Source organism: Bartonella sp. AP72JLCBS, from assembly GCF_042195705.1.
GTDB lineage: Bacteria > Pseudomonadota > Alphaproteobacteria > Rhizobiales > Rhizobiaceae > Bartonella.
In genome coordinates this window covers 43206-55513 of record NZ_JBHIOU010000001.1, presented here as the reverse complement: position 1 = coordinate 55513, position 12308 = coordinate 43206, and the positions used below count along the sequence as shown (strand labels likewise).

Sequence of the window (12308 nt, the reverse complement as noted above, 5' to 3'; positions counted from 1 at the left end):
CCTGGTTCAGAAATGCCCATGGGGCAGGGTCTAAGTACGCAAACTCCTGTAGATCAAGCACCTGGTTCAGAAATGCCCATGGGGCAGGGTCTAAGTACGCAAACTCCTGTAGATCAAGCACCTGGTTCAGAAATGCCTATGGGGCAGGGTCTAAGTACGCAAACTCCTGTAGATCAAGCACCTGGTTCAGAAATGCCTATGGGGCAGGGTCTAAGTACGCAAACTCCTGTAGATCAAGCACCTGGTTCAGAAATGCCCATGGAGCAAGATCCAAATAGGCAGTTTCCTGTGGAGTAGTTGTTAGAAATATCTACGGAGCTGATGCGGCATGTATCAGCTTCGTAGAAGAAATTCGTAGGATATAAAGCAGGAGATAAGTACAAGATATCAGTGGAATGAGTATCATTATTTTGAATATACTTTTTAATTTAAAAGAGAAAGTCCGTGGGGTATTTAGTATAGCATTAAAATTATTTGTAATAATAATATGCAATTGAAATCAAAAATTTAGAGAATAATCAGAAAATTTAATGAAAACCGTTGCAATGACAGTTATAGGTGCTGGTTCTTTTGGTACTGCATTAGCGATAGCTCTTGCCCGTAATGGTCATAATGTTTTACTTTGGGGATATAGTCCTCAACATATCAAAGAATTACAGGAACAACGTTGTAATCAAGTATATTTACCCGATGTTCGATTTCCTGAAAATTTATTACTTGAAGCTTCCCTTGAAACTGCAATAACGGCAAGTCACAATATATTAATCGCTGTTCCAAGCCATGTATTTCATCAAGTTTTGTATAATATTCAGCCTTATTTAGATCAGCATTCACGCGTTATTTGGGCTACAAAAGGTTTAGAACATGGTACTGGACGTTTCTTACAAGAGGTTGCTCGTGAGATTTTAGGTGAAAAAATTCCTTTAGCTGTTTTTTCTGGACCAACTTTTGCGCAAGAACTAGCTATTGGTTGGCCTACTGCAATGACGATAGCAGCTTCTGATGTTGAGTTTGGTAAAGAATTGCAGCAACTTTTTCATTGTGACAAAACTTTTAGAGTTTATAAAAGTTCAGATATGATTGGTGTTCAATTAGGGGGGGCAGTCAAAAATGTTATTGCTATTGGTGCAGGAATATCAGATGGCATAGGTTTTGGGGCAAATGCACGAATAGCTCTTATCACACGAGGACTAGCTGAAATCAGTCGTTTAGGGGGGGCTATGGGTGCTGAGCTTTCCACATTTATGGGAATGACAGGCTTAGGTGATCTGGTTTTGACATGTACTGATAATCAGTCGCGTAATCGCCGTTTTGGAATACTTCTTGGTAAAGGAATAGATATAAAAGAAGCAGAAAAACAAATTGGTCAGGTTGTGGAAGGATACTTAAATACCAAGGAAGTATATACGTTGGCGCAGCGTATTGGGGTAGAAATGCCCATTGTAGAACAAATTTATCAAATTCTCTATTGTGGTAAAAATATAACTGAAGCGGCAAACACATTACTAAGCCGCGCCCTCAAGGACGAAATTCAATGATATCCTGTTTTTTAATAATTCCAATCGTAAAAAATAGAAACATGTTATGATAGACATATAAAATAGATTTTATTGATGGTTGTATAAGGCGGTCATATTCCAGAAAATTATAGATTCATATCATTCGATTCTTTATGAAACATGGCTGAAATATAAAAGTTTTGGCTTTTGTCTCAGAGCTATCTCTTTGAAGATAAATTATCGTTTCCACTTACACATGTTTATGTAATGTAATGAACAAGATATTTTTATTGTCTCTTAAATTCATCTCACAATGATATTTGCAAACAGAATAATACAAGACTCATTAGGTAGAATCATCTTATTTATGTAACGTATAAGCTAAGAATATCGGGGCAGGGATATTGTGAATCTCTGTTTTTGTAATTCTTTAAAACAAGAAGACAATCTAATTTGGGAAGAAGATGAAATTTTAAAGCTGAAAATCTGTTCCCATTTCTACAATCATTTTTAAATTCAGTTTTACGCTATCTAAAGCAATATCTTTTAAATAATGGAGATTATCTCACACCTTTATTTTTCTCATTTTCTAATGAAAGCATTTCTCTGATGTGTCAGGTAAAATAGAACGTCCAAAAAAACACGATTGCTGTTATATATTCACGTGCTTGTTTTAAAGAGACCTCTCTTAAAACTCCTAAGTCCAATTTGCGACGGTGACCGTGAATAGTGTAACCGATAAAGCTATTGTGCACATCCCCATCTTTATGTTTATGAAGGAGGAAGACGAGCATCATTACACCCCCAAATGTCGTGAGACAGCTCTTGGCACTTGAAGCTGTTCAGTAGAGATATTTAAGCCTTTTATTTTCTCACATGTCAATTCTGTTTTTTATATGCAAGAAATGATTTTTGGAATTATAACTTTGAAAGTCTAAGATTGAAAAAATGTTATTGTACTTGTTTGTGGCTGTCATTTAAACTGAAAAATAATGTGATTATAAAGATAAAAAATTGATTTATATAAATAATTCATTTTATTTTTGTATTGAGTTAATTAAAAATATATGTTTGCTTGTCACAAGCGGGTTAGTATGTGGATAAAAATTATTAAAGATACTTCTAATGAATCATCTCAAGTGTCAAGGGTTGTTTCAATATTAGAACATGGCAAGTAAAATGACGGTGTCGGTTTGTCATCTGTATAAACATTAAAATGGTGGTAAAAAAAGGATTTTATGTACTTCACAAGGATTTTTTATACGTTCTACAGGTACCATTGTGAAATGGAATGGCGTGCATTGAGAGATATCTTTAAAAAATGCATGAAGGAGAAACAGCTATAGTGTTTTTGGGTGTTCTATTTTACCTGACATATCAGAGAAACGCTTTCATTAAAGAACGAGAAAAATAAAGGTGTGAGGTAAAGAGTAATCTCCATTATTAAAAAAACATTGATGTAGATGCTTTTAAAATCGTAAAGTCTCATTAAAGAATAATAGTAAGATTAATGATTGATTTCTTTACGCCTTCATATTCATCCTAAATTAGATTGTATTTGCGTTTCAAGAATAAATCAAACGGTAGGAATATTTTTTTCAATTTGCTACACAAAAGCTGAAACTAAGGGTTTTAATAATTCTCTAATCTCTGTTTCAAACTGCGGTGGCATGAGGGTTGGATATTGATTTATAAGCAATGGCAAAAGCGTATGCTTTAGTAAGGTAAATAACGTCATAAAATACACACTTTATCAACCATGGATTGAAGAAATATTCCGGCTTTTATAAAATATTTTGCGAAACAAGGCATCGTACATCTGGTTTTGTATTGACTTATTCTTACAAATATTTGCACATATTCCTTACGTCATATTATTATAAGTCAATACACTATTATATAGCTGAGAAAGTACTCAATACCCGATTAAAGCACTATGTACATGATTGATTTTCTTTTTTAGTGCAATGAAATAAAATTTATTCTTCTTGGGAATCGTCACTTTTTTTCAGTTCTTCAAGTATTGGCATAGACATGATGTTATAGCCTGAATCAACATAATGGATTTCACCTGTAACACCTGATGATAAGTCAGAGAGTAGATAAAGAGCAGATTTTCCAATTTCATGAATATCTACGGTACGCCGTAATGGGGCATTACGGCGTTGATGTGAAAATATTGCCCGTGCAGCTGCAATACCATTACCTGCTAAAGTTCTAACAGGACCAGCGGAAATCGCATTGACACGAATATTTTGAGGACCAAAGTCCGCTGCTAAATAACGTACCATAGCTTCTAAAGCTGCTTTAGCAACACCCATGATGTTATAATTAGGCACAACTTGCTGTGAAGCACCATAGGTAAGAGTTAAAAGTGTTCCTCCATTGGGCATAAGCTTACCCGCGCGCTGGGCAATTTCAGTAAAGGAATAAGCTGAAATAACCATCGTGCGTTGAAAGTTTTCACGTGTTGTAACATCAACGTAACGCCCTTTTAGCTGAGTTTTATCTGAAAAACCAATGGCATGGACAATAAAATCAATTGTTTTCCATTCTTTTTCAAGTTGCTCAAAGACGTAATCAATATTTTCACTTTTTTCAACGTCACACTCTAGCACTAATTTGCAGCCAAGTTTATCTGCTAGGGGATGAACACGTTTTCCAAAAGCATTTCCTTGATAAGTCAACGCTAATTCCGCTCCTGCTTGTGCGAGCTGACAGGCAATGCCCCAAGCAATTGAATGGTCATTCGCAATTCCCATAATAAGGCCGCGTTTGCCCTCCATCAAACCTTTCATATTATTCTCCGTAAGACCGTACTTTTTTCAATTACTAAGAGCTTTTGTTTATACATAACGTTGGAAAACAAGCGTTGCATTGGTACCGCCAAAGCCAAAAGTATTCGACAATACGGTATTCAGTTGTTGATGATCACGTCGTTCACGAACGATTGGCATATCAGCAAAAGCTGGATCAAGTTCTTCAATATGGGCACTTTCACAAATAAAATTATGATTCATCATTAACAATGTATAGATTGCTTCGTGAACACCTGCTGCTCCCAAGGAATGTCCTGTTAGAGACTTGGTAGCGGAAATGGGGGGGCATTGATCACCTGCTCCAAAGACACGACGGATAGCTTCTATCTCAGGAGGATCACCAACAGGAGTTGCTGTCGCATGGGGATTGATATAATCAATTTTATTATCGACTGTTGCAAGGGCCATGCGCATGCATCGTTCTGCTCCCTCTCCTGATGGGGCAACCATATCATGTCCATCGGATGTCGCACCGTATCCAACGATTTCTCCGTAGATTTTTGCACCACGTGCTTTAGCAAGTTCTAAATCTTCAAGGACTAAAACGCCAGCACCTCCAGCAATGACAAAACCATCACGATTAACATCATAAGCACGTGAAGCTTTGTGAGGAATGTCATTATATCTGCTGGACATAGCGCCCATGGCATCGAATAAAACAGATAGTGTCCAATCCAAATCTTCGCAGCCACCGGCAAAGATGCGCTTCTGTTTACCATATTGTATCATTTCGTAAGCATTACCAATACAATGATTGGAGGTAGCACAAGCTGAAGAGATTGAATAATTGATCCCCTTTATTTTAAAGAAAGTTGCTAATGTTGCAGATGCTGTGGAACTCATCGCTTTAGGGACAACAAAAGGTCCAACACGTTTTGGACCTTTTTGGCGTGTAATGTCAGCAGCTTCTACGATTGAATGTGTTGAAGCACCTCCAGAACCCATAATAATACCCGTGTGTTCGTTCGATACTTCATGCGGTTCTAGACCCGCATCAGCAATTGCTTGATCCATGGCGATGTGATTCCATGCTGTTCCACGCCCATGAAAACGTAGAGCACGTCGATCTACGAGTTTTTCTATATTAATATCGGGCTTGCCATAAACTCTGCTACGAAAGCCTAATTCAGCATATTGAGGTGCGTAAGAAATTCCGGATTTTGCTTCACGTAAACTGGTTAAAACAGCTCCAGGGTTATTTCCAATTGCGGAGACAATTCCCATTCCGGTTACAACAACTCGACGCATTCATACCTCCTCGTTCCATACAGAATAGTGAAAAGTTCTTTCTGACGGAAATAACGTTCAATCTTCTTTGAATAAAGCAACGCGTAAATCGTTCGCCTTATAAATAGTCTCTCCATCTGCTTTTAGCCACCCATCAGCTATTCCTAAGACTAAATTTCCACGTCGAATACGCTTAAAATCTATTTCATATTCAAGAATTTTGGTTTGTGGAGTTACCATCCCTGATAACTTTACTTCACCTGTTGATATTGCTCTTCCTTTGCCTGGTTCGCCTAGCCAACCAAGAAAAAAACCTGTTAATTGCCACATACCATCCAGTCCGAGACATCCTGGCATGACGGGATCGCCTATAAAGTGACAATTAAAGAACCACATGTCTGGTGTAATGTCAAATTCGGCGCGAACCATTCCTTTATCGTATTTACCATCAGTTTCACTAATTTGAGTGATTCGATGAATCATTAACATTGGCGGTGCTGGCAATTGCGCATTACCTCTACCAAACATTTCGCCGCGAGCGCAGCTTAGAAGCTCTTCATATGTGTAGCGAGACTTTTGTTCAGCCATTGTTACTCCATTTATTTGCATATATCTTTATTTCTGCGCTTTTCCCAACCTACTTTTAGAGCAAATTTTAAAGAGAGGGAAATGATTTTATATCATTTTTAATGACAAAAGCCTTTTTTTATGTATTCTACATAGGTAATTATTTAAAAATGGAATACAAGATTACACCATACTATTCCCATTTTTTTGTATTTTGATCTTATTTAGCAGGAATATATTTGGGTTTGTAATTATGTCAGTGAGTGCAGACAATTTAGATATGAATGAAGAGCAGCAGTTCACAAAAGAGTGTGGAAAAATTGTGCAATATTATTCCATTTCTATGTTAGAAAAACATTTGCGTCAAAATGGTCTGCGTCCAACACGTCAGCGGTTGGAACTTGCACATATGATTTTTTCTCAAGGAAATCGTCATATTACTGCTGAAGAGCTCTATGAGGAAGCGGTGAGGGCAGGTGTACCTGTATCTTTAGCAACGGTTTATAATACGCTTCATCAATTTACGGAAGCGGGATTATTACGGATTATTGCCGTAGAAGGTTCAAAAACTTGGTTTGATACCAATACCTCTGATCACTACCATTTTTATATAGAAGGTGAAAATCGTATTCTTGATATTCCTTATAATTTGGAAGAAGCTCCCATTATTAGAAATTTGCCTAAGCCACCAGAAGGTATGGAAATTTCACATGTTGATTTAATCGTGCGATTGAAACCAAAAAATCAATCTTGTGATAGGCAGTGAGGATATTTAATGAGGAATAAAAATTAAACTTGTTGAGTTTGAGTATTCACCAACCTTTTACTTTTTCATCAGGATAGATTCCCCATAACTGGGGTTGCTGAAGCCATCCGCGCGTATTATTAATGTTTAGTTCGCACCATTGTCCATCACATTGGCGGATGTTACCAATGACGTTAGGTTCTACTTCCGCCACAAGTTCTGCGTTGTCGGTGGGGTTTTTTCGTAGCATCAGCCTTTTTGTTTTATCTTTTTGCCATGGAATAGTTATAGCAGTTCGCTTTCCCGATAAAAGCGATTGATACACCCATCCCTCATCGCCTTCTGCATCACGAATTTTGCGCCATTGATCATATTCTTGAATGATTTCAATAGGTAAGCCCTTCTTTTTGTAGGTGAAAATGATAGAATAGTTGCTTCCTGGTCCGACGCGTACATTAACGCTGGTGGGTTTAATCGAAGCAAATCGCGGAAGTGGTAAACCACTGGGCCCTAAATTTTGATTAAATGTTTGTGCATGCAACAAATGAGGTGAACCCAATACAATGACTGTTGCTATTAAGATACATGATATGAGTATTGAAACGCGAAACCAACGAGAATTTTGCACACCGAACTCCTTTATTTCGTCATATATTGGAAATTTAAAATCTGAAAGATAAGACTGGAAACTGATAAAAAGTATGACACATTGCTCGTTAAAGAGATCTAAACGATGAAAAAATTGCTACAAAAATATCAAAATAAGGAAAACAAAAGGTTTGTATTTCTTAGTGCTTATCTTGTTTATGAGGGGGTAGATATAAATAAACATTAGATTTTTATGTAGCTGTAAGCGTGATAAAACAGTAAAGTATATTGGAGCCATAGGCAGTTTTTGTACAGGAAATTAGGGCTAAAGTATTGCATCTCTTTTCTGAGTTTGTTTCTCAAAGTAAAAGTGCATGTATGCATACTATGAACAAAGAGCTGTTCAGAAAGGGATTATTGTGTGGCTTGAAAAGAAGTTTTGAATGAACAAAATAATACGATAAATAAAACATTTAAGCGTAAAAATATGAGCAACATTATAGAGTAGATTGATATATGAAGGGCTAATTTTAACAGGACACTTTTTCGTGATAATTCATTTATAAAATTTTCTACACTCTAATCTTATGCCATGATAATGCTTATCCGTATGGTAGATAAGCTGGCTCCATCGTTCTATTTACCAGCTTTCAATGTTATGCAGTTCCTATTATTTATAGTGTTTATAAGAAGCATTTTTGTTTTTTCTTAAATAGCTTTTATTCTATTTGCATACGAATCCCGCTTATGATGTACAAGAAGATAATCTTGATTGATTCAATATGAGAAAGTGTTGAGAAACTTTACGTTATTCAGAATTATTACTTAATATGAAAAACGATTACTTATAATAATAAATCTCCGCGTTAAAAACTTTAACTCGTTATTTAAATTTTAAAAACATTTCCATCAAAAATGGTAATAAAAGGCACATTCATCCATATTAAAATACAGTATTTTCTCTGTTTATTGTCAATTTTCTTTTTCTCTAACTCAGTATAGAAGAAAGTTGAATGAAATAGAAAGGCTTATTCGATACACTGATGAGGGTAATTACATAAGTGATGAATAGAAGAATTTTATCAAGAAAAAAGAATCTGTAGTGCAGTGGTTGAAATTCGTCATCCTTTAGAGAGACAGAATCAAGAGATATAAAAGTTATGGAATTATATCGTTTTGTTACATAACTGAAGGTAAAGAGGATTATGCATTTAATATCATATATTTACACACAATCGCATATTGCGATAGTTATTTTTGTTTTGTAATCAGACCTAGGATGATCGAAAGATGTAGAATATTTAATGACAAAAAAGAAATTCATCATGAAATTTGCACATAAGAAGCAGTTATTTAAGAGATATCCAGAAGGAGAAAATTATAGCAAAAAGTGATAATAAAACACCCCGCACTCAATTTACATAGGAAAAAGTCGCTTTAATATCTAAAGTGTAGTTTGTTATCTATTTTTTGAAATATAAGAGTGAAATAAAAACCACCTCTATGATAGAAACCTTATTATTTTCAAATAACTAACATATTAGATAACATTGTACATAAAAACCTACACACAAGCAATTCATCGCAATCGCCTATGAAGATAAAATTTTCTAGTAGCTTACTATCTATTGCTTATGCAATTATATAATATCATAAAGCACATTACTTTACCGCAACAGTCCGTCCGTTACTAACAAAACCTTCTCTTTGTGCACGCTTACGAGCAAGCTTACGTGTACGACGAATAGCCTCAGCTTTTTCACGAGCACGCTTCTCAGATGGCTTCTCATAATAACTACGCATTTTCATTTCACGGAAGATACCTTCACGCTGCATCTTTTTTTTCAACGCGCGGAGCGCTTGATCAACATTATTATCACGAACGAGTACTTGCACTATTTATCCTGCTTTTTTCAGTGTCACAAATAATAGGAAAACCTACGTCCTTTTAAAGGCATATCCAAAAGGACAAAAACTTATATCATATAAATAAGACATTTGTCTATATCGCTTTTAAAAATTCTATTTTTTTGTAATAAAATGCTTTTTATAATGAATGATAGATTTCATGATTATAAACTTATGAAAGTCCTTGTATTTGATCATTTTCGTCAAGATGAATTTTTTCCGCCGTGGGATAATGGGGTAGTCCCGGCATGGTCATAACATCTCCACAAATGACAACAATAAAACCGGCTCCCGCACAGAGACGAACTTCTCGTATGGGAATTTCAAAATCAACAGGAGCTCCGTATTGCTTGGGATCAGAAGAAAAAGAATAAGGTGTTTTGGCCATACAAATAGGGTAGACGCCAAAACCTTCTTTTTCCCAAGTTTCAAGTTGTTTGAGAATAGGGGCTGAGATGATGGCGCCACGTCCACCGTATAGCTTTGTTATAATACAATTAATTTTTTGAACGAGTGGAATATCATCTTGATAGAGAACTTTAAAATCAGAATCGTGCTTTTCAATCAAGGTAACGAGTTCTTGTGCAAGTTCTATAGCGCCTTTTCCACCTTGTTCCCAATGCTTACAGATAATAGCTTTGTGTCCAGTTGTTGCAACTATTTTTTGTAATGTTTTTATTTCAGCATCGCTATCGCTGTCAAAATGATTGATAGCCACAACACAAGGAATACCGTAGTGCTTCATATTTTTTATGTGTCGTAAAAGATTGGCAGCTCCTTTTTCTAAAGCGGTGATATTTTCTTCTGTCAGGTTATTTTTATCCAGACCACCATTCATTTTTAATGCACGAATAGTTGCGACGATCACTGTAGCATTTGGTACAATACCTGCTTGCCTACATTTGATATTGAAGAACTTTTCTGCTCCAAGATCTGCTCCAAACCCTGCTTCTGTGACAACATAATCAGCAAGTTTTAAAGCAGTTTTTGTTGCTATAACTGAATTGCAACCATGAGCAATGTTGGCAAAAGGTCCTCCATGAACGAGAACAGGATTATTTTCAATTGTCTGTACGAGATTGGGTTGTATAGCATCTTTGAGAAGAACTGCCATTGCACCTTCCGCATTGAGATCAGCAACGGTGATGGGCGTTTTATCATAACGATAAGCAACAATAATTTTTTTGAGTCTTTGTGTAAGGTTTTCTAAATTTTCAGAGAGACAAAGAAGCGCCATAATTTCTGATGCAACAGTAATATCAAAACCTGTTTGACGTGGAAAACCATTTGTTATGCCCCCCAATGAAATGACAATATCGCGCAATACACGGTCATTCATATCAAGAACGCGTTTCCAAACAATGCGACGTGGATCAATGTTTAAAGTATTTCCCCAATAAAGATGATTATCTATCATTGCGGCAAGAAGATTATGAGCAGCTGTAATAGCATGAAAATCACCGGTAAAATGTAAATTAAGGTCATCCATTGGAATGACTTGCGCATAACCACCACCAGCAGCACCACCTTTTACACCAAAACAGGGACCTAAAGATGGTTCTCTCAAGGTAGCTATTGTTTTTTTACCAATAAGATTAAGAGCATCACTTAGTCCAACTGTTGTTGTTGTTTTGCCTTCTCCGGCAGGTGTGGGATTGATAGCTGTGACAAGGATAAGTTTACCATCTGGATTTTTATTAAGCGATTTTATGTATTCAGAAGAAATTTTAGCTTTATCATGACCATAGGGAATGAGATTTTCATGTGAGATACCAATTTTTTGTGCAATTTCAATAATATGTTGCTTTTTAGCAGTGCGAGCAATTTCAATATCAGTTTTAGGCATGGAAAAATTCTTTAAATTCAGCTTTTATTAATGTTTGAGATCTGTATTCCATGGATTAATTAGAAAAATTCATAGAGAACAGAAAAATATTAAGATATCATAGAAATCGATGATATGCCATGCAAGAGATAATGCTAAAGAAGCACAAGAAGAGTTTTATTGTTTTTTAGGAAAAAGAATCTTTTTGCTTTTAAGCAGTAAAAATACGTTTAATTCAATTAAAAATATTGCGAAAAGAAGCTTTGGTTTGCAACAAATGCTGATGACATTAATGGATACCATAAGTGTTTCATAGTAGTACGTTTGAGAAGTAGTTTATTTATTCTTTCCAACAACACACTGAAAAAGTTTCACATGGTGGTAAACCGGAATTTATGGCGGCACATCTGAAGTCCCTCTTAAGATGGGACTGCTAGGAATAAAATATCCAGAAACATCCAGTTATGGAACAATTAGAAATAAGCACGTAAAAAATTACCTAACTGAGTAGAGAGTATAATCCGGAAGAGACCAAAAACAAGCGCATAGATTGATAAAAGAAAACAACAACATACGCTACTCATGCAATCGCTACGATTATAAGCTAATAAAAGCACCTTAGAGCTGAATTGAAGGACTCATAACATCTTATTCTAGCAAATGGCTAAAGAAACGACTCACAACAGAATGAAATAACAAAATACAAAGATAGGTAAAAATAAATCACAAAATAAAGAATTTAAAAAGTCTGACTTTATAAGAAGATATTGATAGATGGCGCACCCGAAGAGATTCGAACTCCTGACCCCCAGATTCGTAGTCTGGTGCTCTATCCAGCTGAGCTACGGGTGCATACATTTCAATTTTTTACATTGTCTAAGACAAAGGGTTCCTAATCGTTTCATTAAAGAAATGCAAGTGAAACTTGAGTCGTCATAAAAAAAATCTCTCTTTTTTTATGATATATTTTAAAAAAGGATATAATATATTATGGCTTCAGTTGGTTTTGATATGAACATTTTTTTGTCATGACCATACAAAGCAATATGAACGATAGTTAACTTGACGTTTTAATCTATGAAAGATAGTCAAGCAGAGATGAGATGTGTTTTTTGCGGTGGGGGTAAGAT

Annotated in this window: 8 protein-coding genes, 1 tRNA gene and 1 pseudogene; 3 read left to right on the top strand and 7 right to left on the bottom strand. The window is 35.7% G+C overall.

From position 1 onward, the window contains the following. Together ACFILO_RS00180 and gpsA are read left to right on the top strand one after the other, a co-directional pair. Positions 1-297 (top strand): annotated as a pseudogene (locus tag ACFILO_RS00180) (cytochrome o ubiquinol oxidase subunit IV); the annotation flags it as partial. 233 nt (positions 298-530) lie between these two features. Next, positions 531-1538, top strand: a complete 1008-nt coding sequence (gene gpsA, locus ACFILO_RS00175) for an NAD(P)H-dependent glycerol-3-phosphate dehydrogenase (RefSeq protein ID WP_375652409.1) — start codon at positions 531-533, stop codon at positions 1536-1538. 1940 nt (positions 1539-3478) lie between these two features. Here gpsA and fabI read toward each other — a convergent pair. Genes fabI through fabA form a run of 3 tightly spaced genes read right to left on the bottom strand, consistent with a single transcriptional unit; the run spans position 3479 to position 6133 of the window. After that, positions 3479-4297, bottom strand: coding sequence for an enoyl-ACP reductase FabI (gene fabI / locus ACFILO_RS00170; protein WP_375610038.1), 819 nt, complete (start codon positions 4295-4297; stop codon positions 3479-3481). A 48-nt stretch (positions 4298-4345) separates the two neighbouring features. Beyond that, positions 4346-5566, bottom strand: coding sequence for a beta-ketoacyl-ACP synthase I (gene fabB, locus ACFILO_RS00165; protein ID WP_375677676.1), 1221 nt, complete (start codon positions 5564-5566; stop codon positions 4346-4348). Positions 5567-5623: 57 nt separating this feature from the next. Next, complete coding sequence (fabA, locus tag ACFILO_RS00160; protein ID WP_273722474.1) at positions 5624-6133, bottom strand: 3-hydroxyacyl-[acyl-carrier-protein] dehydratase FabA; 510 nt, start codon at positions 6131-6133, stop codon at positions 5624-5626. A gap of 232 nt (positions 6134-6365) precedes the next feature. On the opposite strand from fabA, the gene irrA reads away from it, so the two are divergent. Next, positions 6366-6878, top strand: a complete 513-nt coding sequence (irrA, locus tag ACFILO_RS00155) for an iron response transcriptional regulator IrrA (RefSeq protein ID WP_375612837.1) — start codon at positions 6366-6368, stop codon at positions 6876-6878. A 46-nt stretch (positions 6879-6924) separates the two neighbouring features. Here irrA and ACFILO_RS00150 read toward each other — a convergent pair whose 3' ends face one another. The 4 genes from ACFILO_RS00150 to ACFILO_RS00135 all read right to left on the bottom strand — a co-directional run bounded on the left by ACFILO_RS00150 (position 6925) and on the right by ACFILO_RS00135 (position 12030). After that, the gene (locus ACFILO_RS00150; protein ID WP_375652410.1) at positions 6925-7485 is read right to left on the bottom strand and encodes an SH3 domain-containing protein; all 561 of its coding nucleotides are present in this window, start codon (positions 7483-7485) and stop codon (positions 6925-6927) included. Between the two features lie 1622 nt (positions 7486-9107). Beyond that, positions 9108-9341 (bottom strand): 30S ribosomal protein S21, encoded by a 234-nt coding sequence (rpsU, locus tag ACFILO_RS00145; protein WP_012754552.1) that lies wholly within the window; start codon positions 9339-9341, stop codon positions 9108-9110. 184 nt (positions 9342-9525) lie between these two features. Further along, entirely contained in the window at positions 9526-11199 is a 1674-nt protein-coding gene (locus tag ACFILO_RS00140; RefSeq protein ID WP_375632165.1) for a formate--tetrahydrofolate ligase, read from the bottom strand. Positions 11200-11953: 754 nt separating this feature from the next. Further along, a tRNA-Arg gene (locus ACFILO_RS00135) sits at positions 11954-12030 on the bottom strand. Between the last annotated feature and the right edge of the window lie 278 nt (positions 12031-12308).

What these genes read in the sequence shown, in the direction of transcription:
- fabA (WP_273722474.1), bottom strand. Translation starts at nt 6,133, where the DNA reads ATGGCTGAACAAAAGTCTCGCTACACATATGAAGAGCTTCTAAGCTGC.
- irrA (WP_375612837.1), top strand. Translation starts at nt 6,366, where the DNA reads ATGTCAGTGAGTGCAGACAATTTAGATATGAATGAAGAGCAGCAGTTC.
- fabI (WP_375610038.1), bottom strand. Translation starts at nt 4,297, where the DNA reads ATGAAAGGTTTGATGGAGGGCAAACGCGGCCTTATTATGGGAATTGCG.
- fabB (WP_375677676.1), bottom strand. Translation starts at nt 5,566, where the DNA reads ATGCGTCGAGTTGTTGTAACCGGAATGGGAATTGTCTCCGCAATTGGA.
- gpsA (WP_375652409.1), top strand. Translation starts at nt 531, where the DNA reads ATGAAAACCGTTGCAATGACAGTTATAGGTGCTGGTTCTTTTGGTACT.
- ACFILO_RS00140 (WP_375632165.1), bottom strand. Translation starts at nt 11,199, where the DNA reads ATGCCTAAAACTGATATTGAAATTGCTCGCACTGCTAAAAAGCAACAT.